Origin of the sequence: Caballeronia terrestris (assembly GCF_001544515.1) — a bacterium.
GTDB lineage: Bacteria > Pseudomonadota > Gammaproteobacteria > Burkholderiales > Burkholderiaceae > Caballeronia > Caballeronia terrestris.
Genome location: NZ_FCOL02000018.1, coordinates 46,839 through 71,374 on the forward strand (window position 1 = coordinate 46,839; position 24,536 = coordinate 71,374).

General features: G+C 62.7%; 24 protein-coding genes, 1 tRNA gene and 1 pseudogene. 10 read left to right on the forward strand and 16 right to left on the reverse strand.

The genetic code is table 11. The features are described 5' to 3' along the window. Positions 1-16: 16 nt before the first annotated feature. Together yfcF and AWB67_RS16895 are read right to left on the reverse strand one after the other, a co-directional pair. The gene (gene yfcF, locus AWB67_RS16890; protein WP_087657397.1) at positions 17-649 is read right to left on the reverse strand and encodes a glutathione transferase; all 633 of its coding nucleotides are present in this window, start codon (positions 647-649) and stop codon (positions 17-19) included. Between the two features lie 185 nt (positions 650-834). Further along, positions 835-1,878: pseudogene (locus AWB67_RS16895) on the reverse strand (alpha/beta fold hydrolase). A 134-nt stretch (positions 1,879-2,012) separates the two neighbouring features. Between AWB67_RS16895 and AWB67_RS16900 the strand changes: the two are divergent. Genes AWB67_RS16900 through AWB67_RS16910 form a run of 3 tightly spaced genes read left to right on the forward strand, consistent with a single transcriptional unit; the run spans position 2,013 to position 3,571 of the window. Beyond that, positions 2,013-2,774 (forward strand): DNA/RNA non-specific endonuclease, encoded by a 762-nt coding sequence (locus AWB67_RS16900; RefSeq protein WP_087657398.1) that lies wholly within the window; start codon positions 2,013-2,015, stop codon positions 2,772-2,774. Next, a complete protein-coding gene (locus AWB67_RS16905) occupies positions 2,767-3,027 on the forward strand; it encodes a hypothetical protein (RefSeq protein ID WP_087657399.1) in 261 nt (86 codons plus the stop codon). Before AWB67_RS16900 ends, AWB67_RS16905 begins: the two co-directional genes overlap by 8 nt. A 28-nt stretch (positions 3,028-3,055) precedes the next feature. Continuing rightward, positions 3,056-3,571, forward strand: coding sequence for a methylated-DNA--[protein]-cysteine S-methyltransferase (locus AWB67_RS16910; RefSeq protein ID WP_087657400.1), 516 nt, complete (start codon positions 3,056-3,058; stop codon positions 3,569-3,571). A 91-nt stretch (positions 3,572-3,662) separates the two neighbouring features. On the opposite strand, the gene AWB67_RS16915 is transcribed toward AWB67_RS16910, so the two are convergent. The 3 genes from AWB67_RS16915 to AWB67_RS16925 form a co-directional block, all read right to left on the reverse strand. Beyond that, positions 3,663-4,370, reverse strand: coding sequence for an OmpA family protein (locus AWB67_RS16915; protein WP_087657401.1), 708 nt, complete (start codon positions 4,368-4,370; stop codon positions 3,663-3,665). Between the two features lie 300 nt (positions 4,371-4,670). Next, positions 4,671-5,342 (reverse strand): DUF2968 domain-containing protein, encoded by a 672-nt coding sequence (locus AWB67_RS16920; protein WP_087657402.1) that lies wholly within the window; start codon positions 5,340-5,342, stop codon positions 4,671-4,673. Positions 5,343-5,476: 134 nt separating this feature from the next. Then, positions 5,477-5,761 (reverse strand): hypothetical protein, encoded by a 285-nt coding sequence (locus tag AWB67_RS16925; RefSeq protein ID WP_087657403.1) that lies wholly within the window; start codon positions 5,759-5,761, stop codon positions 5,477-5,479. A gap of 376 nt (positions 5,762-6,137) precedes the next feature. On the opposite strand from AWB67_RS16925, the gene AWB67_RS16930 reads away from it, so the two are divergent. The 3 genes from AWB67_RS16930 (at position 6,138) to AWB67_RS16940 (ending at position 8,363) form a co-directional block, all read left to right on the forward strand. Beyond that, a complete protein-coding gene (locus AWB67_RS16930) occupies positions 6,138-7,649 on the forward strand; it encodes an ATPase domain-containing protein (RefSeq protein ID WP_087657404.1) in 1,512 nt (503 codons plus the stop codon). After that, the gene (locus tag AWB67_RS16935) at positions 7,646-8,002 is read left to right on the forward strand and encodes a response regulator (protein ID WP_087657405.1); all 357 of its coding nucleotides are present in this window, start codon (positions 7,646-7,648) and stop codon (positions 8,000-8,002) included. The genes AWB67_RS16930 and AWB67_RS16935 overlap by 4 nt, the downstream gene beginning before the upstream one ends. A gap of 106 nt (positions 8,003-8,108) precedes the next feature. Beyond that, complete coding sequence (locus tag AWB67_RS16940; RefSeq protein WP_087657406.1) at positions 8,109-8,363, forward strand: CsbD family protein; 255 nt, start codon at positions 8,109-8,111, stop codon at positions 8,361-8,363. Positions 8,364-8,423: 60 nt separating this feature from the next. Here the strand turns inward: AWB67_RS16940 and AWB67_RS16945 are convergent, their stop codons facing one another. The 3 genes from AWB67_RS16945 to frc are packed head-to-tail and all read right to left on the reverse strand — an operon-like array spanning position 8,424 to position 11,198. Further along, positions 8,424-9,134 (reverse strand): hypothetical protein, encoded by a 711-nt coding sequence (locus AWB67_RS16945; protein ID WP_087657407.1) that lies wholly within the window; start codon positions 9,132-9,134, stop codon positions 8,424-8,426. A 2-nt stretch (positions 9,135-9,136) separates the two neighbouring features. Further along, positions 9,137-9,916 carry a fumarylacetoacetate hydrolase family protein gene (locus AWB67_RS16950; RefSeq protein WP_087657408.1) on the reverse strand — a complete coding sequence of 260 codons (780 nt, stop codon included), beginning with the start codon at positions 9,914-9,916 and terminating at the stop codon, positions 9,137-9,139. 34 nt (positions 9,917-9,950) lie between these two features. Then, positions 9,951-11,198 (reverse strand): formyl-CoA transferase, encoded by a 1,248-nt coding sequence (frc, locus tag AWB67_RS16955; protein ID WP_087657409.1) that lies wholly within the window; start codon positions 11,196-11,198, stop codon positions 9,951-9,953. Positions 11,199-11,610: 412 nt separating this feature from the next. Between frc and sucC the strand changes: the two genes are divergently transcribed. Together sucC and sucD are read left to right on the forward strand one after the other, a co-directional pair. Then, entirely contained in the window at positions 11,611-12,810 is a 1,200-nt protein-coding gene (gene sucC, locus AWB67_RS16960) for an ADP-forming succinate--CoA ligase subunit beta (RefSeq protein WP_087657410.1), read from the forward strand. Positions 12,811-12,822: 12 nt separating this feature from the next. Beyond that, entirely contained in the window at positions 12,823-13,695 is an 873-nt protein-coding gene (gene sucD, locus AWB67_RS16965) for a succinate--CoA ligase subunit alpha (RefSeq protein WP_087657411.1), read from the forward strand. Between the two features lie 69 nt (positions 13,696-13,764). Here the strand turns inward: sucD and AWB67_RS16970 are convergent, their stop codons facing one another. The 5 genes from AWB67_RS16970 to oxlT form a co-directional block, all read right to left on the reverse strand. Further along, entirely contained in the window at positions 13,765-14,496 is a 732-nt protein-coding gene (locus AWB67_RS16970; protein WP_087657412.1) for a GntR family transcriptional regulator, read from the reverse strand. Next, complete coding sequence (locus AWB67_RS39545; RefSeq protein ID WP_125477610.1) at positions 14,486-14,707, reverse strand: hypothetical protein; 222 nt, start codon at positions 14,705-14,707, stop codon at positions 14,486-14,488. Before AWB67_RS39545 ends, AWB67_RS16970 begins: the two co-directional genes overlap by 11 nt. Positions 14,708-14,821: 114 nt before the next feature. Further along, entirely contained in the window at positions 14,822-15,835 is a 1,014-nt protein-coding gene (locus AWB67_RS16975; RefSeq protein ID WP_087657413.1) for a 2-dehydropantoate 2-reductase, read from the reverse strand. Positions 15,836-16,003: 168 nt separating this feature from the next. Further along, on the reverse strand, positions 16,004-16,975 hold the full coding sequence (locus AWB67_RS16980) for a LysR family transcriptional regulator (protein ID WP_087657414.1): 972 nt from the start codon (positions 16,973-16,975) through the stop codon (positions 16,004-16,006). Positions 16,976-16,992: 17 nt separating this feature from the next. Further along, a complete protein-coding gene (gene oxlT, locus AWB67_RS16985; RefSeq protein WP_087657415.1) occupies positions 16,993-18,345 on the reverse strand; it encodes an oxalate/formate MFS antiporter in 1,353 nt (450 codons plus the stop codon). Between the two features lie 350 nt (positions 18,346-18,695). Here oxlT and AWB67_RS16990 point away from each other — a divergent pair, with 350 nt between their 5' ends. Together AWB67_RS16990 and AWB67_RS16995 are read left to right on the forward strand one after the other, a co-directional pair. Next, complete coding sequence (locus tag AWB67_RS16990; RefSeq protein WP_087657416.1) at positions 18,696-19,640, forward strand: LysR family transcriptional regulator; 945 nt, start codon at positions 18,696-18,698, stop codon at positions 19,638-19,640. A gap of 104 nt (positions 19,641-19,744) precedes the next feature. Beyond that, entirely contained in the window at positions 19,745-20,086 is a 342-nt protein-coding gene (locus tag AWB67_RS16995; protein ID WP_025527847.1) for a hypothetical protein, read from the forward strand. Positions 20,087-20,178: 92 nt separating this feature from the next. Here AWB67_RS16995 and AWB67_RS17000 read toward each other — a convergent pair whose 3' ends face one another. The 3 genes from AWB67_RS17000 to rpoD all read right to left on the reverse strand — a co-directional run bounded on the left by AWB67_RS17000 (position 20,179) and on the right by rpoD (position 24,085). Next, the gene (locus tag AWB67_RS17000) at positions 20,179-21,630 is read right to left on the reverse strand and encodes an aldehyde dehydrogenase family protein (protein WP_087657417.1); all 1,452 of its coding nucleotides are present in this window, start codon (positions 21,628-21,630) and stop codon (positions 20,179-20,181) included. A 205-nt stretch (positions 21,631-21,835) separates the two neighbouring features. Further along, positions 21,836-21,912 (reverse strand) — tRNA-Ile (locus AWB67_RS17005). A gap of 121 nt (positions 21,913-22,033) precedes the next feature. After that, on the reverse strand, positions 22,034-24,085 hold the full coding sequence (gene rpoD / locus AWB67_RS17010; RefSeq protein ID WP_374729826.1) for an RNA polymerase sigma factor RpoD: 2,052 nt from the start codon (positions 24,083-24,085) through the stop codon (positions 22,034-22,036). Positions 24,086-24,536: the final 451 nt, after the last annotated feature.

The window sequence follows — 24,536 nt, forward strand, 5'->3', positions numbered from 1 at the left end:
TAAAAGCACCTGCATTTCACAGCGGAGGGCGCTTCAGGGCGAGCCAACGTTGAATAGACGGCCTCTGCCAATGATGCGCGGCGTAGCCGGCAAATCTTCCCGGTACCGGATCACCATTCAGCACGAGCCGGTTCAGCATTAGCGCAACGTCGGCGTCCGCTATACACCATTCTCCAAAGAGGTTCGGCGAATGGTCGGTGAGCAATATCTCGCAAGCAGAAAACAGTTTCGCAGCGGCCGTTCGTGCTGAAGCAGATAGGGGCGCGGCGGGAGCGCCGTAAAAGACCACCTCGGTGGAGCGCTCTTGCCGGATGGGCAACAGATCGCTTCGCAGCCACGCTTGGACTTGACGTGCCCGAGCGCGGCTGATCGGATCTTTGGGGTACAGCAAGGTGCCCGGAAAAACCTCGTCGAGGTACTCCGTTATTGCAGAGGACTCGGACAATGCGAAACCGTCGTGAATCAGCGTAGGCACTCGCTGCGTGATTGAACGCGCTGCATATTCGGGTTCGAGGTTTGCATGTTGGGCCAGGTCGACGCTTACAAGCTCAAACGACAACCCCTTTTCATGAAGGGCCACGAACGCCGACATCGCATAGGGACTTGCGAATTGAGCATCGGCGTAGAGGCGCAGATTCGTTGATGGCAAAGCGGACTCCTGTCATCTCAAGCAACGAAAACGATTGTCAACGATCCACGCGTCGATGTCGATTGTCCGCGCGTGGCCGACTACAGCCTGTCCACAAGCGCTCTCCCTGGAAATCCGCGAAGCCGTTTCACCTGGCCGCGAACGACGCAGGAGTACGGTGGCGGACGAGAAAGCCGCTTGAACCCTCAGCGGTTCGTCGGCGCCTTCGCCAGCCCCTCCAGCAACGCCTTATGAAACGCCGCCGGGTCCTGCATCTGCGGCGCATGTCCGAGCTCCGGAAACTCGACGAGCTTCGCCCCCGCGATCCTTTCCGCCGCCAATTTCGCCAGATCGGGGTAGCGTCCGAGCGTAGGGCGAACCTCCGGCGGCGCGAAATCCTTGCCGATCGCGGTCGTGTCCTTGTCGCCGATCAGAAGCAGCGTCGGCGTGCGCAACTGGTCGAATTCATACACGACCGGCTGCGTATAGATCATGTCGTAGAGCAGCGCCGAGTTCCAGGCGACCACTTCCTTCCCCGATCCGCGTTACATGCCCGCGAGCATCTGCACCCACGGCTCGTAGTCCGCGCGCCAGTTTCCCGCGTAATACGTGCTCTGCTCATAGCGACGAATGCCGTCGGCGCTGGTCTTCAGCTCGCGCGCGTACCAGTCGTCGATCGAAATCGACGGCACGCCTTTCGCCTTCCAGTCCTCCAGCCCGATCGGATTGACGAGCACGAGTTGCTCCGTCTCGCGCGGATACATCAGCGCATAGCGCACGGCGATCATGCCGCCCGTCGAATGCGCGACGAGCGTCGCCTCCGTCACGTTGAGCGCCTGGAGCAGCGCGTGCGTGTTGCGCGCGAGTTGCTGGAAGCTGTACTGATAGCGCACGGGCTTCGTCGACTTGCAGAAGCCGATCTGATCCGGCGCGATCACACGATAACCCGCGTCGGTCAATGTCTCGATCGTCTGACGCCACGTCGCCGCGCAGAAGTTCTTGCCGTGCAGCAGCACCGCCGTGCGACCGTTCGGACGCGCCGGATGCACGTCCATGTAGGCCATCTTCACCACTTGCCGCTGCGACGTGATTGCGAACTGCGCGACCGGATACGGGTAATCGAAGCCTTGCAGCTCGGGGCCGTACACGGGGCCGTCGTTGCCGGTGGGTTGCGACGCGGGTTCGTCGGCGTGGGCGTGAAGCGCAGCGACAGCGATCAAAGCAGAAAACAAGCGGCTCTTGAAGGTCATGGAAGCGATCGAAGTGGGCGAACTCGGTGCGGAAGATTCTATCGCGCGTGGTTTTTGATCGCCTGCGCGCGCTAAAGTCTTATACTTTGCGGCCATCATTTGCCGCGCGTCTCAAGCGCCCTCAAGCCCCGAGCATGACAACACGCCTCAAGGCATTCGTCGCCGCGCTTCTTTGCGCCTCGTCCCTCACCGCCGCCGCCAGCGACTGCGCGCAATTCAGCCCCGGCGGCCAGCCGCCCGTCGTCGTCAACCAGAAGATGCGCGCGGCCACGCAGGAACTCTGCTATTCCGACTTCGCCGTTCTGCACTCCGGCGTGACGAAAGGACCGCTCTGGTCGGCGGAACACCTGACGGCCGAACACGTCGACGACGCCAAGAACAACACGCGCACCAATCGCTTCTTCGCCGAGCGCAAGCTGCCGCCCGGAGAGAGCGCGCAACTCTCCGATTACAAGAAGAGCGGCTACGATCGCGGGCACATGAGCCCCGCCGGCGACCGCTGGAGCAAGAAAGGCATGTCCGAATCCTTTTCGCTTGCGAACATCGTGCCGCAAAATCCGTCGAATAACCGGCGCATCTGGTCGCGCATCGAGGAAGCGGTGCGGCGTCTGACGGAAGAATCGGGCGATGCCTACGTCGTGACCGGGCCGCTGTTCTCGGGCGGTGAACTGCAGACGATCGGCGAATCGCGCGTGTTCGTGCCGACGCAGCTCTACAAGGTCGTGTATCTGCCCGCGCGCGAATTGTCCTTCGCGGTCGTCGTCGACAACAGCGCGCCGACCAAGGACTACACGGTCAAGACCGTGCACGAACTCGAGACGATGAGCGGGCTGCGGTTTCCCGGCATCCCCGAGTCGCTGAAAGACAAACGAATTGGAGGACTGAAAGGTGTTTAAACCATTTGCCAACGATACCGACGCGCTCAACGTCAACGGCGACGCGTTCACGGTCACCAACGGCAAGACGCGCATCGCGATCGCTGCCGATATCGAGATTCCCCGCGACAAGACCGGCCTCACGACGGCGCTCGCGTTGCAAAAGGCGGTAAACGCAATCGTCGATGCGTTGCAGAAGGACGCCGCGCTGCCCGCCAAACTCGCAGACGAACCCGCCGCGCCTGCTGCCAAGACCGACAATCCGTTCATCTGACGCGACGCATCGCAAGCCGGGACGTGAAATGATCGAATGCCATGTGGCGCCGAGTCCGCTCGGGCACATCCTGTACCGCTCCGAGGGCGACAGCCTGACGGGCCTCTTCTTCGTCGGACAGAAGCATTTTCCGGCGGGTATCGCGCAGCCGACGCTCTCGGAGGGCGCGCCACTGCCGCGCGTGATCGAGGAAGCGCGCAAACAGGTCGACGAGTATTTCGCCGGCGAGCGGCGCGCGTTTTCGGTGAAGCTGCGGCTAGAGGGCACGGCATTCCAGCAGCGCGTGTGGAGCGCGCTGCGCGAAATCGCTTTCGGCGACGCCTGGACCTACGGCGATCTCGCGCGGCACCTCGGCTTGCCGGCGGCAGCTTCGCGCGCGGTGGGCGGTGCGAACGGGCGCAATCCGGTGGCGATCATCGTTCCGTGCCATCGGGTGATCGGCGGCGACGGCACCTTGACGGGCTATGCGGGCGGTATCGAACGCAAACAGCATTTGCTGACGCTCGAAGGCGGTCCGGGGCGCGCGCAGCTCACGCTCTTCTGAATCCAAGCGACTGAGCACACAAAACAAAAACCCCGCAAGCCTTTTGGGCTTGCGGGGTTTTTTGCGTCATGCGGACAATCCGCGATTCAGCTTATTGCTGCGTGCTGACGCTTACTTCGACGCGGCGATTCTGCGCGCGCCCAGCCGTCGTCGCGTTCGATGCCACCGGATTCGATGCGCCGAAGCCTTGCGCCGAGTAGTTCTGCGAACGCAGGCCGTGGCTCTTCAGGTACGACATGACCGACTGCGCGCGGCGCTCGGAAAGCTTCTGGTTATGCGAAGCCGAACCCGTCGAGTCCGTGTAGCCGGCGACGTGCACCGACTTGAACGTCACGTTCTGACCAGCCTGGATGAACTGGTCGAGCGTGTCCGTGGCTTTCGCCGTCAGCGTGGCGCTGTCGGTTGCGAAGTTCGCGTCGCCGCTCAGGTTGATCTGGCGCGGCATTTCCGGCGCCGGTTGCTGAGCCGGCTCGGGTGCCGGCGCCGGCGCCGGTGCGGCGGTTTGCGGCGCGCCGCACTGGAACGTGACGATACGCGGATCGTTCGCGTCTTCGTTCGGCGCGAGCAGGCGTTCCATCGTGTCGAGCTTGTACGCGGGCTGGTCGCCGCAGACCTTCTGCGCAGCCGAGACGCACGCGGCGACTGTTTCGAACGCGCCGTGGCATTCCGCGCGATACGCCTTCATGCCGTTCGCCGTCTGGATCTGATACACGTTGAACGTCGGACCCTGGGCGGCGGTGGTGCAACCGGCGATCACGCCGATCGAGAGAATACTTGCGACTACTAGTTTTTTGGACATCCTGGTTACCGTTCTGAAATTACTCTATGACTGAAAAAATCGAGACAAATACGCACTGCAGGGGCACCGACGACAACCCGATCTTCACAGCCACCCTATTCGCCTCATGCCGACGACCCAGATCTCGAAATAATCGGGAATCCGAAAATCGCGCGGAATCTTAGCACGGGGTATACAGCGCTTTTCACGCGAAAACTCTTAAAGCGGAGCGTGCGTTTGCACCGCGTTGCTCACCTCTTGCGAGCGGCGCGCTTAATTGAAAAAGCGCTCGCCGCTATCTCGAATTAGCCTGCCCTGGAGTCACTTGGAAGGCGTCGGCAGATCGCCTTCCTGCTGCTTCTGCAGATCCTGCACGCGCGCCTGCAATGCGCGCAGTTGCGCCTGCGCCGCCGCCTGTTCGTTGCGCAGCGCGCGGATCGCTTCCTGTTGCTGTTGCTGCCGATCGGCGACCTGGCTTTGCTGCGCCCGCGCGACTTCGAGGTCGGCCTGCAGGCGGCTCGCCCGGTTTTGCTGCGTCGCGATCAGGCGGTCCGCGTACGATTTCTCCGCTTCCAGTTTAATGCGGCGGATTTCGGTATCGGAAAGCTGCATCGTCGATTTGGCGAAATCCGCATATACCGTTTCAGCGCGCGCATCATTTTGTGTCTTGATTACGCGCCAGAATTTCTTTTGCTGAAACATTGCGACGTAGTAAAGCATTTCGTCGGGGTAGTACAAGAGGCTCGCGCCATAACTGCCGTTATAAGTCGTGCGCAATTCCCGGACTTTTCCGTCGCGAATCATTTGCTGTAACTCGGTTATATCGCCGGTTGCGGGGGTTGGCGAGTCGTCGGTAGTGCCTGATAGCACGTCGCGGCGCATGCCTGTGTCCCCGAGCGCATTGCTGGCCGGGCCTGCGGCGATTGCGCCCGCAGTCGACAGCAACAATCCTGCGACCACGGCGGCTTCCCTGAAGATCGATTTGTAATTCATTGAGTGTCCGTGTCCGCTTAAAGAGAAAAGCATGGTCTTTTGGATTATGGCGACTGGAAACGTCGAATTCCAGATTTAAGTGAGCGCTACCGGCTGGCTGGATCGGTTTTTAACCGGAAGTTAATGTCCGGCGCTTAAAGCGCTTCGCCCGGCGCCCACAGGTCCCGGTGTGCAATTTCCGAATCCGTGGGCTGCCATTTCTCACGTTCCATAAAGAAGCGCAGATCGACGGGCGTTTCCGGCAGACGCTTGAAAATCTCGCGGTCGGCCTTGAAGCGGAATGGAGCGGCGGCGAGGATGCCGGCATCGGGAAGTCCGTCGGCGGCGGCGGGCGACGGCGTGGAAGCCGGCGACGGCAGATTGACGAAAACGCCCGACGTAAAGATCGCGGCGGCAACAGCGGCGTGAGACACGGACATGGTGTGGGTCGATGCTGAAACCCGCGCGCTCGAGAATTCAAGAGAATATTCCGACACGCACCGGGCAAATTAAGGAAGAGACGCGGTTTGAAACTGCTAAAACACGAGGGCCCTAATGAGACCATCGACGGGTTGAGACCGGCATCGGAGCCATCCCAATTGATCCGACCAAACCAGCGGCACCGGGCGCAAAAAATGCTGCACATCCCGACCAACACCGAATGCAGTGTGAAAGGCGGCGGTCAGTCGGTCGACATCAAGCGTCACGAAAACGCGCCGATCGAGCGGCCAAGCCCTGCCGAAACGCGACACTCGCCGTGCTGTCGTCCATAATTCGCGTTCACGCAAGCGCCCTGCCACAAAAAAAGACACATTCATGATCAAAGACGACACGCCATCGACCCCGCCGCCCGACGAGCCGGCGATCGATACGACCAATATCACGACCGGCGTCCCCGGCTTCGACGACATTCTCGGCGGCGGCCTCGTGGAGGGCGGCCTGTACCTGATCGAAGGCATGGCGGGCGCGGGCAAGACGATCCTGTCCTCGCAGATCGGTTTCCACCGCGTGGCCCAGGGCGACATGGTGCTCTACGTCACGCTGATCGCCGAGTCGCATACGAAGCTGCTGTCGCACCTGAAGCGCCTGTCGTTCTACGATGCCGACGCGATTTCCGACCGCATGCTCTTCGTCTCTGGCTATCACGAGCTGATGCGCGACGGCCTGTCGGGCTTTCTCGCGCTGATCGCGCAGACGATCAAGATGAACCGGCCGCGCTTCATGGTCATCGACGGATTCCGCAGCGCGCGCGAATTCAGCTCGACCGAGCTGGAATTGTCGCAGTTCATCCACGAATTGAGCGCGTTCGTCACGGCCGCGCGCTGCACGACGCTGATCCTCGCGCCCTTGTCCGGCAACGAGCCGCATCCAGAACACACGCTCGTCGACGGCCTGGTCGAGCTGAACCGCTATAGCACCGGCATGCGCCGCGCGCGCGAAATCGAGGTCCACAAGCTGCGCGCGCGCGACCATCTGCTCGGCAAGCATTTCATCAAGATCACTGACGACGGAATCGTCACGTTCCCGCGGCTGGAAGCACGGCCGTCGCTCTTCGAAGGCGCGCCCGACCTCAAGTCGCGGCTCGGTTTCGGCATGCCGGAATTCGACATGATGACGGGCGGCGGCGTCGTGAAAGGGTCGACCACGACGCTGATCGGTCCGTCCGGCGTCGGCAAGACGCTGCTCGCGCTGAAGTTTCTCGAAGCGGGGCTGGAGCGCGGCGAGAAGTGCGTCTACTTCGGTTTCTACGAATCGCCGGAGCGGCTGGTTGCGAAGGCCGAGTCGGTGTCGATCCGGCTCGAGGAAGCGGTGCGCGACGGGCGGCTCACGATCCAGTGGCAGCCGGCGGTCGAACTCGCCATCGACGAACTCGCCGCCGATCTGATGGCGGTCCTCGAGCGGACGAACGCGTCGCGGCTCGTGGTGGACGGCATCGAAGGCTTTCACGATTCGGCGAACCGCGTCGAGCGCTTCGGGCTCTTTCTGAACGCGCTGTCGCACCGGCTGCGCCAGTCCGGCGTCACGACGATCCTGACCGAAGAACTGCCGCTCTACACCGACGCAATCCCCGGCGTGGCGTTGCGCGCCTCTGCCATGACCGAGAACATCGTGCTCCTGCGCTATGTCGAGTCGAACTCGGGGCTGTACCGGATGCTGTCGGTCGTCAAGCAGCGCGAAAGCTCGCACGATTCGGCGATCCGCCGCTTCATCATCGACGAGCGCGGGCTGCACGTAACCGAGGGCTTCATCGGCGCGACGGGCCTTCTGTCGGGACGCGGCTCGATCGGGCCGTCGCTTTCAGTGTCCGATGCCGGCGCGCGGACATGAAAAAAATCCTCGTTGTCGATGACGAATTCGACATCCTCACCACCTGGCGCCTCGTGCTGGAGATGGAGGGGTATGAAATCGTCACGGCATCAAACGGCATCCTGGCGCTCGACGCCGCGCGCGCGCACGTCCCTGACCTGATCATCACCGACTGGATGATGCCGCGCATGGACGGCGTCGCGCTGATCGGTGCGCTCACGCTCGACGCGGCGCTTTCAAGCGTGCCGGTCGTGTTGATGAGCGCGGCCGCGAAGGCGCCGCGCCTGGAACACGACGGCGTGGAATTCCATCGCAAGCCGGTTTCCATCGACGATTTGCTGGCTATCGTCGTACGCTTGATCGGGGCGGCTTGATTTTCCCGGCCAGCGCTCGACGCGCTGGGCATGAACCGTGCTGTAACTAGCGTTCCGGAGACACCGGACAACTTTGAACACGCAATCATCCAGAACGGGAGGCACCATGGTGCAGGATCAGGTAGAAGGCGCGGCGCAGAACGTCGTGGGCAAGGTGCAGGACGCCGTCGGCGCCATTACCGGCGATGCCTCGACCCAGGTCGAAGGCAAGGCGCGCCAGGCACTCGGCTCGCTTCAGCAGAGCTACGGCCAGACCATCGACAACGTCCGTACAGCCGTCGTCAGCCAGCCGATCAACGGCGTGCTGATCGCGGCGGCGGTCGGCTTCGTGCTCGGTGCGCTGTGGAATCGGGATCGTTGACGATTTGTTGTCGAATGTAAAAACGGCGGTCCTTTTGAATGCGGACCGCCGTTTTGCTTTTTATTTCGACAGATAGGGCCCACGCGACTCAATCGCGCTCGCGTGCGACGCGGCGCAGCCGATCGCGAGCGCCACGCCCGTTACCAGCAGCGCGCCGTTGCCCGTGACGACTCCGGCTGCGACCACGGAACACGCGGCGATGCCGTTCATCGTCGAGACGAGTGCGGGCCAGGCCGTGCCGGCGAGCGCCATCGTCAGGTGGAAGGCGATCAGCGCGGCCATCGCGATGACGATCATGACCGCCAGCACGCCCTGCTCGTGCCCTGCCACATAGCCGATCACCGCGCACACGCCCGCGCACGCGAAATGCAGCGAGTCGTTTGGGGCGAAGCGACGAGCCCGGGCGAGTGCCGCCACGCCCGCCAGCGCACCTGCCGCGCCCAGGACAGCGAAAAGCGGTGTGTCCGACGGCCCGAAAAGCGTCGAGGCGAGCGCCGCCGCCGCGATTGGGCCCTGCAAGTGCGTCAGACGCGGCGCGCGGTCCAACCCGAGGTGCCGGCACACCGCCGCCGCGCACCCCGCGATAGCAAGCGCGACGATCACCGACAGCACCGCACTCTCGCTCCCGCCAAGCGCTTGCGCCACGACGACGCCCGCGCCCAGCGCGCCGATTTCCCACAGCACGCGCCGCCGCGCCGTCGAGAGGCGAAGCGCCTCCATCGTCGCGACGACCGCCAGAACGCACACCACGCCGCCGGCAGCTTCGAACATGGCTAGATCGCGAGCCGGTTCGTGAGCGTGCCTATACCGTCGATCGATACATCGACGCTTGCGCCGTCCTTGATCGAGCCGACGCCGATCGACGTGCCGCACATGATCACGTCGCCGGGGACGAGCGTCATGTCGGCGGAGATCATCGCAACCTGTTGGGCGGGTGTGAAGATCATGTCGTCGAGCGGATAGTTCTGGCGCTCGACGCCGTCGACCTTCGTCACGACGTGCGCGCCGCGCCAGTCGAAACCCGTCACGATCGACGGTCCGAGGCAACTGAACGTGTCGAAACCCTTCGAACGGCACCACTGCGCGAAATTCGGGTCTTCCTGCAACAGTTCGACCGCGGTGACGTCGTTCACGCAGGTGTAGCCGAAGATCGCGGCCTCGGCTTCTTCGGGCGTGGCGTTGCTGCACGTCTTGCCGATCACGATGCCAAGTTCGCCCTCATACGCGATCTTGCCCTGATAACTCTTCGGCCGGCGAATGTCCGCGCCCGGCCCGATCACCGACATCGGCGGCTTGATCAGGAAAAGCGGATGCTGCGGCGGCGCCTTGTCGAGCTTCTGCGACAACGCGTAATAGTTGTTCCAGAGCGCGATGATTTTCGTCGGCTCGCACGGCGCGAGCAGCGTCATTTCCTTCACCGGGAACGAGTGGTTCGTCGGCTTGGGTTTGTCAAAAATGTTGCCGTCGTATTGCAGGACGCGGGTGGCGTGCTGATCGAGCGTGCCGAAGCCGATGCGGCCCTCGGCGTCGCGAAAGCGAATCCAGTTGGTCACGAAGAAATCCTCGAAGGTGAAATAGGAAACGTGCTCAGATCGCGCCCAGGCTCTTGAGCGTCGCGATCTGGTCGGCGTTGTAGCCGAGTTCGGCCATCACCTCGTCGGTATGCTCGCCGAGCAGCGGCGAACGCGTGACCTCGGTCGGGCTGTCGGAGAGCTTGATCGGGTTGCCGACCGTCAGATACTTGCCGCGCACCGGATGATCCACTTCGACGATCGTCCCCGTCTTGCGCAGCGATTCGTCCTCCGCGATTTCCTTCATCGACAGGATCGGGCCGCACGGAATGTCGTGCTTGTTGAGGATTTCCATCGCCTGGAACTTGGTCTTCGACATCGTCCAGCGCTCGATTTCCGCGAAAATGTCCTTCAGGTGCGGCAGGCGCGCGGCGGGCGTCTTGTAGTCGGGATGGTCGATCCATTCCTCCTTGCCGATCACCTTGCAGATTTCGCCCCACACCGGCGCCTGCGTGATGAAGTAGATGTACGCGTTCGGATCGGTTTCCCAGCCCTTGCACTTCAGAATCCAGCCCGGCTGGCCGCCGCCCGACGCATTGCCGGCGCGCGGCACGGCGTCGCCGAAGGTGCCGTTCGGGAACTGCGGATATTCCTTCATGACGCCCGTGCGCTCGAGCCGCTGCTGGTCGCGCAGTTTCACGCGGCAGAGGTTGAGCACGCCGTCCTGCATCGCGGCCAGTACTTTCTGGCCGCGACCGGTGGTGTTGCGCTGAAAGAGCGCCGCGACGATACCGAGCGCGAGATGCAGCCCCGTGCCCGAATCGCCGATCTGCGCGCCGGAGACGACGGGCGGGCCGTCGTCGAACCCCGTCGTCGATGCCGCGCCGCCCGCGCACTGCGCGACGTTCTCATAGACCTTGCAGTCCTCGTACGGGCCGGGGCCGAAGCCCTTCACTGATGCCACGATCATCTTCGGATTCAGTTCCTGGATGCGCTCCCACGTGAAGCCCATGCGATCGAGCGCGCCCGGCGCGAAGTTCTCGACCAGCACGTCGCACTTTTTCACGAGCGATTCGAGAACCTTCTTGCCTTCCGGATTCTTCGTATCGATGGTGATCGAACGCTTGTTGTGGTTGAGCATCGTGAAATAGAGGCTGTCGGCGTCGGGGATATCGCGCAACTGCTCGCGCGTGATATCGCCCGCGCCCGCGCGCTCGACCTTGATCACATCCGCGCCGAACCACGCAAGCAACTGCGTGCAGGTCGGACCCGATTGAACGTGCGTGAAATCGAGGATGCGCACACCATCCAGTGCCTTGCTCATAACCGTCTCCCTATCGTTTTTGCACATTCGTCGGCGCCGTTGCGACAGCGCGTGGACAGCTTTCTTTGGCCCCTGGCCTTGTCAAGCTGCCTCACAGTTGTGATATACAATATTCCAGACACAGTATTAGTCAAGCGTTCGACGCATCTCGGAAACCCTGTATTGCGATGCAGCACGTCGCTCAGGCTTATGCTTGCTAGGTTCTCTTGCGACGATCCTGCATTGCAACAACGTAGTCTGAGCCACATATCTCCTTATCTTCGCGCTAAGCGTCCGCTTACATCTTCTAGCCTTCTTCTCTTGCCCAAAACCGTTTTTGGCGTTCGTGAAATGTGATATATCATATTTCAGCGCAAGACTTCGGCTTCTTCGACAGCTCGCGCTCATTCCCATCAGAGGATCAGGAGACGCAATGAACATCCACGAATATCAGGCGAAAACGCTGCTGCGAAAGTACGGCGTGGCGGTGCCGGACGGCCGCGTCGCGTTTTCAGCGCAGGAAGCCGCCGACGCCGCGCACGCGCTCGGCGGCTCGGTCTGGGTCGTCAAATCGCAGATTCACGCAGGCGGGCGCGGCGCCGGCCGCTTCACCAACGACCCCGACGGCAAAGGCGGCGTGCGTGTCGTCAAATCGGTCGAGGACGTGAGCGCGAACGCGCAGAAAATGCTGTCGTCGGTGCTCGTCACGAAGCAGACCGGCCCGGCGGGCAAGGAGGTCAAGCGCCTCTACGTCGAGCAAGGCTGCGACATCGCGCGCGAGCTGTATCTCGGCATGCTCGTCGATCGCGCGACGTCGCGCATCACGATCATGGCGTCGACCGAAGGCGGCATGGAAATCGAGGAGGTCGCGCATCACTCGCCTGAGAAGATTCTGAAGGTCGCGATCGATCCGGCCACGGGACTGCAGCCGTTCCACGCGCGCCAGGTGGCGTTCGGGCTCGGGCTGACGGGCAAGCAAATCGGCGCGGCGTCGAAGTTCATCGGCGCGCTGTATCAGGCGTTCGTCGAGTTGGATGCGTCGGTCGTCGAGGTAAATCCGCTCGTCGTGACGAGTGCGGGCGACGTGATCGCGCTCGACGCCAAGCTTAATTTCGACGACAACGCCCTCTACCGTCATCCCGATATCGAAGCCCTGCGCGACGAGGACGAGGAAGAGCCGACCGAAATCGAGGCGGCGAAACACGGCCTGAACTACGTGAAGCTCGACGGCAACATCGGCTGCATGGTGAACGGCGCCGGCCTCGCGATGGCGACGATGGACATCATCAAGCTCTACGGCGGCGAGCCCGCCAATTTCCTGGATGTCGGCGGCGGCGCGACGCGCGAGCGCGTCTCGACGGCATTCAAGCTGATCCTGCGCGATCCGAAAGTCGAAGGGATTCTGGTCAACATCTTCGGCGGCATCATGCGCTGCGACGTGATCGCCGAGGGCGTGGTCGCGGCGGCGCGCGAAGTGAGCCTGTGCGTACCGCTCGTCGTGCGCCTCGCCGGCACGAACGTGGACGCGGGCCGCGAGATCCTGAGCGCCTCAGGCCTCACGATCATTCCCGCCGACAACCTCGCCGACGGCGCTGACAAGATCGTCAGCGCCGTCGCCGCCGCACGCCATTGAAGGGGACAGCACATGAGCGTTCTGATCGACAAAAACACGCGGGTGATCTGCCAGGGCTTCACCGGCGCGCAGGGCACGTTCCATTCGGAGCAGGCGATCGCGTACGGCACACGGATGGTCGGCGGCGTGACGCCGGGTAAGGGCGGCACGACGCATCTCGATTTACCCGTCTTCGATACCGTCGCGGATGCCGTCGCGAAAACCGGCGCCGAGGCGTCGGTGATCTACGTGCCACCGCCCTTCGCCGCCGACGCGATCCTCGAAGCGATCGACGCCGGGGTGCCGTTCATTGTCTGCATCACCGAGGGCATACCGGTGCTCGACATGCTGCGCGTGAAGCGCGCGCTGGCTGGATCGGCGAGCCGGCTCGTCGGGCCGAACTGTCCGGGCGTCATTACGCCGGGCGAGTGCAAGATCGGCATCATGCCGGGGCACATCCACCGGCCGGGGAAGATCGGCGTGGTGTCGCGCTCGGGGACGCTGACCTACGAAGCCGTGGCGCAGACGACGGCGGCCGGGCTCGGGCAGACGACGTGCATCGGCATCGGCGGCGATCCGGTGAACGGGACGAATTTCATCGATTGCCTGTCCCTTTTCATCGACGACGATGCGACCGAGGGGATCATCATGATCGGCGAGATCGGCGGATCGGCCGAGGAGGAAGCGGCGCAGTTTCTGAAGGATTCCGGGACGAAGAAGCCGGTTGTCGGATTCATCGCGGGGACGACGGCGCCGCCCGGGCGGCGGATGGGACACGCGGGCGCGATTATCTCGGGCGGATCAGGGACGGCGAGCGCGAAGATCGACGCGATGAAGGCGGCGGGGATTCTCGTTGCAGATTCGCCGGCGGCGCTGGGTGAGACGATGTGGAAGGCGATGGGCTAAAAACAAAGGCCGCCCGGCGATTTGATTCACCGGGCGGCCTTGATCGTTCAAGCGCGTCTAACTAACGCGTCAATCCAAAAAATCGCAATTAGCTTCAACAAACGCGGCCAAATCGAGCGAATGCTGCCGAACGAGCCGCTCGACCAGCTCCGTATCGCGCTTCTCCAGCGCCTCGATGATCCGCATGTGATCGACGATCGAGCGCGACGCGCGGTCGCTCTGCGAAATCGTCATCTTCCGGATCGCGCGGACGTGCACAAAAATGTTCTTGATCGTATCGAAAATGATCTGCGACTTGCCTAGCTGCACGATCGCCTGATGGAACGCGATGTTCGCTTCCGAATACTCGTCGATGTGCTCGGCGGGCGTCGCGTCGCGAAAATTGTCGAACATGTGGCGCAGGCGGGCGATTTCCTCGTCCGTCGCGCGCTGCGTGGCCAAGCGCGCCGCCATGCTCTCGAGCGCCGCCCACATATGAATCATCTCGACGATTTCACGCTTCGTCTTGCGCAATATGTATACGCCCCGGCGCGGCACCGTGCGGAGGAAACCCTCCTGCTCGAGCAGCGTCATCGCTTCGCGGATCGGCGTGCGGCTGACGCCGAGCGCTTCGGTCAGCTCTTTTTCGTCGAGCCGAATCTCTTCGCGAGAACGATAGATGTCCGCTTCGGCGATCGCCTGCCGCAATTTCGCGTACGCCTGGTCGCGCAGCGAAACCGTGGCATTGATCGGTTCCAGCGAAAGCGTCAGTCCATGCGGACGGACGTCGGGTCTGTCTACAGATTGAGTATCAGATGGCATTGATGGTTCGATTTCCCAAGTGCGGCTGGCCGGCCGAGACACGCTTGCCCGAGCCGCCGTTCTGATCGTCCGCCGCCAAGCCGGCAAAGCGACCGTGATCCTGTGCGCGCTGCAACATCGCTTGCGGCACTGCCGATGCAATCATAAACGTAACGCCGACACCCATGGCTACCAATGCGATTCCCAAGATGACTACAAGTGCGATGCTCATTTCAAGGCTCCGGGTAAGTACTTAAGAGCCTTCAGTATATGTTGCGTCGCAGCAGGACGCAACATATTTTGCATCTTGTATATCACAAACAACAGTGACGGCTTAATACCCAGTTTAGGCCGCTTTCTGCGTTTCGACAGGCGCTCGTGGCTTGGCTGTGCCCTGATTCACGCCTTCGCGCAGCTTGATCAATGCGAGAACCGCATCGAGCATCGGCGTCTCGACGTGGACCAAGCGGCCGATTTCCTGCACGACGGTCATCAGCGGATCGATTTCCATCGGACGGCCGGCTTCGCAGTCCATCAGCATCGATGTCTTGTGCGCGCCCACCGCGCCCGCTCCGTTGATGCGCTTCTCGACATCGACGCGGAAGTTCACGCCGATCTTGTCGCCGATCGCCTTGGCTTCCAGCATCATCGCCTTCGACAGCGCGCGGGTGCCCGGGTCGCTCGTCAGGACGTCGAGCGTGGCGTGCGTCAGTGCGCTGATCGGGTTGAAGCAGAGGTTGCCCCAAAGCTTCAGCCAGATTTCGTCGCGGATGTTGTCGCGCATCGGCGCTTCCATGTCGGCGGCGGCCATGATGTCGTGGAACGCCTGCAGGCGCGGCGTGATCTCGCCGCTCGGCTCGCCGATCGGGAATTTCTTTCCGTAGACGTGCTTGATCACGCCCGGCTCGGCGATCTCGGCGGCCGGCAGCAGCACGCAGCCGATCGCGCGTTCCGGTCCGAGCACGTTCCATTGCTTGCCGCCCGGGTCGACGCTTTGCAGCGTCGTGCCGGCGAGCGCGCCGCCGTGGTTGTAGAAGTACCAGTACGGCAAGCCGTTAACCGCGGTGACGACCGACGTGTTCGGCCCGAGCAGCGGCGGCATCAGATCGACGACGCTCGGCACCGAATGCGCCTTCAAAGCGATGATTACGTAGTCCTGCGGCCCGAGTTCTGCGGGGTTATTCGTGCAGCGCACCTTGACGGTGTGCTCCTCGCCGTCGATTTGCAGGCGTACGCCGTTCGCCTGCATCGCCGCGAGGTGCGGCCCGCGTGCGACGAAACTGACATCCGCTCCGGCACGCGCGAGCTGCGCGCCCATGTAGCCACCGATTGCACCCGCTCCGTAAACGCAGATCTTCATGCTCGTCTCCTTAGGATGATTTTGCCTTCTGATATACAACATACTACATTCCACATAGCCTCATAACAAGGCGAATCGTGAGGGTTGGGGTACGCCAAAACCCGCATGTTTCGCGGGTTTTGCGTAGAAGTTCAGGTGTGAAGCGAGGCGGTCGCGCCTCGAGGAAAATCAGGCTTCGACAGCCTGCGGCACGGACGCGCCCGAACGCTGCGCCGTCGATGACGCCACGAAATGCGCCCACAGATTCGCCGCGCCCGGCCGCAGCGCGCGGCTTTGCCGGCGCACGAGCATGACGGTGCGCGACACGGCGGGCGCGAGCGCGATCGCCTGCACGCCGCGCCCGGTCGACGCGCACGCGTGCATCGGCAGGACGCCAATGCCGAGCCCCGCTTCGACCATCCGCGCGACCGATGCTGCTTGCGCGAGCAGCTGACGCGTCACATCAGCGACTTCGTGCAGTGCGAGCGCGCGGTCGATGGCGGCCTGGCTGCCGGTATCGTCGTCGAGGGTGAGGAGCGATGCGCCGCGCAGCATCCGCCAGTTCGCGCTCGTCTGCGCGGCGAGCGGATGCCGCGCTGGCACGAGCGCGCATAGCGGATCGTGGAAGAGCGGCTCGGCGACGAGTTCATCGAAGTTTTGCGACTCTTCGCCCACGATCACGATTCCCAGGTCCGCCTCGCCCGCGCGCACGAGTTGCAGCACCGTGCCCTGCGGCCGATCCACAAGCGCAATCGACAATTCGGGATAGCGCGCCTGACACGAGGCGAAAAGCGCGGGCAGCACGCTCGCCGTCAGGCTCGAACTGCTCGCGAGCTGCACGACGCCCGCTTCGCTCTCGTCGTCGAAACCGGGGCGCAACGCCGCTTCGAGTTCTTCGACGAGCGGCGCCACGCGCGCGAGCAGCCTGCGCCCGGCATCGGTCAGTGCGACCTGGCGGGTCGTCCGATCAAAAAGCCGCAGCGCGATTTCGTCCTCGAGTTCGCGGATGCTGCGACTCACTGCCGACTGCGTGATGCCGTATTCGTCGCCCGCGCGGGTGAAGCTGCGATGCCGCGCGAGCGTGATGAAAAGCCGCAATTGATGCATCGACACGCTGAGCGATTTCGGGACATGCGCGACATCGGACGGCACATCACGCATGTCATACCCCTCGACACTCATTGCGCGGACGACTTGCTCGGCGTATCCACCCAGGCGGCCTTGAACGACGCATCCATCGAACCGGACGACGACGTCTGCGCGACCGTGTTCTCGATCCAGCGCTTTCTCATCGGCGCGAGCACGAATTTCGCGCACAGGCCCGCCGCAATCGAAATCACGGCCGCCGTGATGAACACCGCGTTCCACGAGCCGATCGCGGAGAGCACCGAGGCGAGCGGCACCAGCATCGACGCCGTGCCTTTCGCCGTGTACAGCGTGCCGGCGTTGGCCGCTGCGTACTTGCTGCCGAAGGTGTCGGCGCAGGTCGCCGGGAAGATCGAGAAGATTTCGCCCCAGCAGAGGAACGTCATCGCCGCGAAGAAGATGAACAGATACGGGTTGTGACCGAACTCCATCAGGCCGAGCAGCGCGAGCCCTTCACCGATGAAGATAAAGAACATCGTGTTTTCGCGACCGATCTTGTCCGAGATGAAGCCGCACAGCGGACGCGTGAAGCCGTTGCAGAGGTTGTCGATGGAGAGCGCCATCGTGAGGAGCGGCAGCGTCACACCGAGCAGGTTCACCGGCATCGTCGCGAAGCCGTATTCCTTCGCGATCGGTCCGAGCTGCGCGGTCGCGATCACGCCGCCCGCCGCGACGAACACGAACATCAGGTACAGCACCCAGAAGAGCGGCGAGCGCACCATTTGACCCGTCGTGTAGTCGATTTTCGTCGCGACGATGCGCTTCGCCGGCGCCGCGAAAGCGGGCGGATTCGGCCGCACGAGCATCAGCGCGAGCAGGAAAATGCACACGCCCTGGAAGATGCCGAAGAACATGAACGCCTGCTCGTAGCCCGAGCTCTGGATCATGTTGGAGATCGGAATCACGGTGACGGCCGCGCCCGCGCCAAAGCCAGCGGCCGTGAGGCCAGCGGCGAGGCCGCGCTTGTCCGGGAACCACTTGAGCGCCGTGCCGACGCAGGTGCCGTACACGCAGCCCGCGCCCACGCCCGCCACGACCGCGCCGATATAGAGATGCACGAGGCTCGTCGCGTGGGCGTCGATGATCCAGCCGAGCGCCGCGCAGATCGATCCGCCGATCACGACGGGACGCGGCCCGAACTTGTCGACGAGCCAGCCTTCGACGGGAACGAGCCAGGTTTCGGTGACGATGAAGATGGTGAACGCGGTCTGGATCGCCGCCTGTCCCCAGTGGTGCTTGGCGTCCATCGGAATGACGAAGAGCGTCCAAGCGTATTGCAGATTGGCGACGAGCCCCATGCAGATGATGCCGATCGCCAGTTGAATCCATCGATTGTGGTGACGGCCGAGCGAATGCCCGGGCGTGACTGTGCCTGCGTTTGCCATGTCTGTCTCCGATTTTCGTTTTCAGCGCTCGTGCGGCGCTTGATTTGATGCAGGATCACCGGCGTATTTTTGCCGATGCAGCAGCGGTCGGTCTGTCAGGGGAAATGCTAAAGCCATGCGGCGCAGGCTGGCGGCGCACGTCGGACGCAGTCGTTTTGCTGCACTGCCCACATCGCTCGTGGTTTACGTGTGCTCGGGGCAAAGCACGGCTTTCCACGCCGATGAACGACGGTCCGCTTACAACTTGCGCGGAACGTGAAAGCATCGTGGGGGAGAAAAACGATTAGGGAAAGTTAGAAAAATTTATTGTATAAGTTAGCCATCGTGTATGGATGGAGGGCTTCGCCGTGATGCGCAATGCCACGCTGCGACAGTTGAAGATCTTCGAAACCGTCGCGCGCCGCCTGAGTTTTTCGCGGGCGGCCGAGGAGCTCTACCTTACGCAGCCTGCCGTTTCGACCCAGGTCAAGCAGTTGGAGGAGCACGCGGGTCTGCCGCTTTTCGAGCAACTCGGCAAGAAAATCTATCTGACGCCGGCTGGCAATGAAATGCTTCATTACAGCCGCGCCATTCTCGAACAGTTCCGCGAAGCTGACGACGCGATGGCGCGGCTGAAAGGCATTTCCGGCGGCACGCTGAACGTCGCGGTGATCAGCGCCGGCGATTATTTTTTCCCGCGCCTGCTCGCCGCCTTCACGAAGCGCAACACCGACGTGCGCCTCAATCTCGCAGTGCACAATCGCGAGGAACTGCTACATCAGTTGACGGACAATCTGACCGATCTCGCGATCATGGTCCGTCCGCCGAAGGACATGGACACGGCGAACGTTTCGTTTGCGCCGCATCCGTACGTGATCGTCGCGCCGCCGGATCACCCGCTCGTCGGCAAGACGAATATTCCGCTCGAAGCGCTTGCGGAGGAGCCGTTTATCGTCCGCGAGAAGGGATCGGATACGTGGAATTCGATGGAGGAAGGCTTCGCCGGGCGGCTGCCGAACCTGAATATCGCGATGGAAATCACCAGTACCGAGACGATCAAGCAGGCCGTGATCGCGGGCATGGGCATCAGCTTTCTATCGGCGCACACGATCAGCATGGAACTACAGGTCGGCAAACTCGCCGTGCTCGATGTCGCGGGCTTTCCCGTGATGCTCAACTGGTTCGTCGTGCACCGGAACAACAAGCGCCTGCCGCCGGTCGCGCTGGCGTTCAAGGAATTCCTCATCGAAGAAGGCGCGGCGCAGATCGAGGAAATCACCCATATCGGTGCAGAAACCGGCAGGCCGAATTCATAAAGTTTTACTTATCGTTATTCGAAAAAACTTTAACTGTCGTATATGGATCGAACTTCTTATCCTGCATGTAACCCCTCACGGCCAAACAGGAACAGGAGACGACCATGATCCACGCCACTCACAGCGACGACCGCGAAATCCAGGCGCAACTCTGCGCGTACAACAACGCCTTCGAAGAACTCGACCTCATGTTCCGCTGGGACGCCGACACCTATCGCGCCCTCGCCGCCGCCGACAGCGATTACGTCCGGATTGCGCAGTACATCGAGTCGCACTGCCCGCATTTGTTGACGGCCTACAGCGCCGATTTCCTGTGCCAGGCGATCGTCGACAGGAAGAACGCGGTGCTGGAAGCGTGCCGGGCGAACACCGTGAAGAACGACGACAGCGCCCGCCGCGCGCGGCTCTGGCGTTCGCGCAACGAGCAATCGGTTGCGCATGCCTGAAGCGTTTGATTGCATTTGATCAAAAAAGCCGTTCACGTTTGAACGGCTTTTTTGCGATTCTGAGCGGCCCGCGGGCCGCTCCTTGCTTAGGTTCAAGGCGTCAGCGACACCCAGATCGCCTTTGGCTCGGTGAAGTTTTCGATGGCAACATCGCCATGTTCGCGCCCGAAACCCGAATCGCCGGAGCCGCCCCACGGCAGGCGCACGTCCGTGTAGCCGTACGTGTTGACCCAGACGGTGCCCGCCTTCAGCTCCGCCGCCATCCGGTGCACGCGGCCGATGTCCGCGCTCCACACGCCCGCCGCGAGGCTGTAGGCGGTGCCGTTGGCGATGCGCAGGGCGTCGGCTTCGTCGTCGAAGGGAATCACGCTTACCACCGGGCCGAAGATTTCCTCCTGCGAGATGCGCATTTCGTGCGCGACGTTCGCGAACACTGTCGGCTCGACGAAATAGCCGCGCTCGCCGGTGCGCCGTCCGCCCGTCACGAGCGACGCACCCTCGCCCTTGCCGATATCGACGTAATCGAGCACCGTCTTCATCTGTTTCGACGAAATCAGCGGGCCCATGGTGGTCTCGCGCTGCGACGGATCGCCGAGCTTGATCGACTTGGCGCGCTGCGCCAGCATCTCGACGACGTCGTCGTAGACCGCGCGCTGCACCAGCACGCGCGAGCCCGCCGAGCACACCTGCCCCGCGTTGAAGAATATGCCGGAGGCGGCGGCGCGGGTGGCGGCGTCGAGGTTGGCATCGGCGAAAATCACGTTCGCCGACTTGCCGCCGAGTTCCAGCGTCACGCGCTTGAAGTTGCTCGCGGCGCCCTGCAGAATGCCGCGCCCCACTGACGGCGACCCGGTGAACGTGATTTTGTCGACGCCCGGATGCGCTACGAGCGCGTCGCCGACCACCGATCCCTTGCCGGTGACGATATTCAGCACGCCCGGCAGGACGCCCGCTTCGAGCGCGAGCTTGCCGATCATCAGCGCCGAGAGCGGCGTGATTTCGGCCGGTTTCACGATCAGCGTGCAGCCGCAGGCGAGCGCCGGCGCGATCTTCCACATGCCGATCATCAGCGGGAAGTTCCACGGGACGATCGCCGCGACCACGCCGACCGGCTCGCGCACCGTGTAAGTGAGCGCGTCGGGGCGCGCCGGCACGACCTGGCCGTTGATCTTGTCGCACCAGCCGGCGTAGTAGGCGAGCGTATCGATGGCGGCGGGCACGTCCTGACGCTGCACGCCCGCGATCGGCTTACCGCAGTCGAGGCTCTCGACGGCGGCGATTTCCTCCTGGTTCTGACGCAGCAATTCGGCGAAGCGCATCAGGATGCGGCCGCGCTCGCTTGCGCGGATCGCGTTCCACGGCTTGAGCGCGGCGCGCGCGGCAGCAACCGCGCGATCGACGTCGGCGGCAGTGCCCTGCGCGACGCGCGCGATCGGCTGCTCGGTCGCGGGATCGAGATTGATCGAGTAGTCACCGCCGCTCGGCGGCACGGATTCCCCGCCGATCAACAGGTCGTAGCGCTTCAAGTCTGCTGTGTTTTCCATTTGTCTCACTCCTTTTGCACTCGTAGGTCCAATCATGCTGGACCAGATCATTCATAAACGATAGCAAAACATTCTTATCTGATTCATTCAGATGGCCTTATGTTTCGGCGATAAAGACCGCGTCCGCTGACAAGAATTCTAGTGTGCGCTCGTTGCGCGAGAGGGGCACAGCGGCGGCGAAGCGCCGGGGGCACAGGGACGAGAATGGTGGGCCGGGTGGGACTCGAACCCACTATCGGTCGATTATGAGTCGACAGCTTATACCAATTAAGCTTCCGGCCCTTTTGAGGAAAAAGGGCAAAAAGAAAGCGCCGGGCGGCGCTTTTTCGTTACATCGGAACAATGCGCCCGCTCTGCGAGGGTTGCGAGTTTGCCTCACAACGCCTCACAAAACAAGGGCCTTTCAGTTCCCTTCGAGGAACGACTTGAGCTTGTCCGAACGGCTCGGATGACGCAGCTTGCGCAGCGCTTTCGCCTCGATCTGACGGATCCGCTCACGCGTCACGTCGAACTGCTTGCCGACTTCCTCGAGCGTATGGTCCGTGCTCATTTCGATGCCGAAACGCATGCGCAGCACCTTCGCCTCGCGCGGCGTCAGCGAATCGAGCACGTCCTTCACGACGTCGCGCATGCTGGCGTGCAGCGCGGCATCGGCCGGGGCGACCGTGTTGGTGTCCTCGATGAAATCGCCGAGATGCGAATCGTCGTCGTCGCCGATGGGCGTTTCCATCGAGATCGGCTCCTTCGCGATCTTCATGATCTTGCGGATCTTGTCTTCCGGCATCTCCATCTTCTCGGCAAGCGTCGCCGGATCCGGCTCGAGACCGGTTTCCTGCAAAATCTGCCGCGAAATCCGGTTCATCTTGTTGATCGTTTCGATCATGTGAACCGGAATCCGGATGGTGCGTGCCTGGTCCGCAATCGACCGCGTAATCGCCTGACGAATCCACCACGTCGCGTACGTCGAGAACTTGTAACCGCGACGATATTCGAACTTGTCCACCGCCTTCATCAGGCCGATGTTGCCTTCCTGGATCAGGTCGAGGAACTGCAGGCCGCGGTTCGTGTATTTCTTCGCAATCGAAATCACGAGACGCAGGTTGGCCTCGGTCATTTCGCGTTTCGCCTGACGCGCCTTCAGTTCGCCCGCCGCCATCTGGCGGTTGGTTTCCTTCAGGTCCTTCAAAGGCAACACGACGCGCGCCTGCAAATCGAGCAGACGCTGCTGCTGCTCGCGGATCGCCGGAACGTTGCGCTCGAGGATCGCGCTGTAGCCGTGCCCTTCCGCGACAACCTTTTCCGACCAGTCGAGATCCGTCTCATTGCCCGGGAAACGGGCGATGAATTCGGCGCGCGGCATGCCGCACTTGTCCACGACGGTATGCAGAATCTGCCGCTCGACCTGACGCACTTCGTCGACCTGCGCGCGCAGCGTATCGCACAGACGCTCGACGGTGCGCGCCGTGAAGCGGATCGACATCAGCTCGGTCTGGATGGCTTCCTGCGCCTTCAGATACGCCTTCGACTTGTAACCTTCCTTCTCGTAGGCGCGACGCATCTTGTCGAACCATTCGCTGATCAGCGAAAACTTCTCCAGCGACGCGCGTTTGAGCGCTTCGAGCTGAGCCGCGTTGGCATTCGCTTGCGCGGTGCTTTCGTCCTCTTCCTCCTCGTCGTCGCTCTCTTCCTCGGTCGCCTCTTCCTCGTCCTCGCTTTCGATCGCTTCCGCTTCCTGCTCGGAGAAACCGTCGGCGTCGGCGGCGTTCGGATCGATCAGGCCGTCGACGAGTTCGTCCACGCGCGTCTCTTCGTTCTGCACGCGCTCGGCCATCGCGAGGATATCGGCGATGGTCGTCGGGCAGGCGGAGATCGCCATGACCATGTGCTTCAGGCCGTCTTCGATCCGCTTCGCGATCTCGATTTCGCCTTCGCGCGTCAGCAACTCGACCGTACCCATTTCGCGCATGTACATGCGCACGGGATCGGTCGTGCGGCCGAATTCGGAATCGACGGTGGACAGCGCGACTTCCGCTTCTTCCTCGACTTCGTCGTCGGTGGAGGCGGCGGGCGCGTTGTCGTTCAGGAGCAGCGTCTCGGCATCGGGCGCCTGCTCGTAGACGGCGACGCCCATGTCGTTGAACGTGCTGATGATCCCTTCGATCGCTTCCGTTTCCGTGAAGTTGTCGGGCAGGTGATCGTTGATTTCCGCGTACGTCAGGAAGCCGCGCTCCTTGCCGAGCTTGATCAGCGCGCGCAGTTTCGAACGGCGCTCCTCGAGTTCTTCGAGCGTGCCGGGCGCGGCGGAAGCGAACGCGTCTTTCAGCAGCGCTTTTTCCTTCGCGCGGCGATCGCGTGCCTTCACCTTTTCCACCTTGGCCGGCGGAGCGGCGACGGCGGGCTCTGCGTTTTGCGTTGCGTCGTCTTCGACGGGTACTTCGTTCAGCTTTTTCGTCATGGAATTCGCCGTGCCGGCTTTAGTCTCGACTCGCGGCTGCTGGACGGCAGCCGATGGAACCGTGGAATCTGAATGTGCGCGCGCTACTTCGTCCCGCGTGCCCTGCCCGGGGTCGTGCCGCGGGCCATCGCGTTCGCGATGACTTCGACCCTCGCTCCGTCCCTCAATAGCAGCCGCTTCCCTTATGCCCGTCTGTTCGTCTGCGATCGTATCCGCCCGGCCGGGGTCCTCCGGAGCACGCACGGCCTTCACCGACGTAGCGGACGCCTTCTTCCCAGCCAGTTCAGCCAGCGCCCTCTTCCTCGAACGCGCCTCGTCGCGCGGTTCGGCACGGGCCTTCGATTCACCGGAGGAGGAAGTTGACGCACCGGGAACCCCCGTGGGGGCCACTGCCCGGTCCGGCTCCGTCGAGCCGCCGTGTCCTGTCACTTTCTTCCCGCTCGTAGTCTTT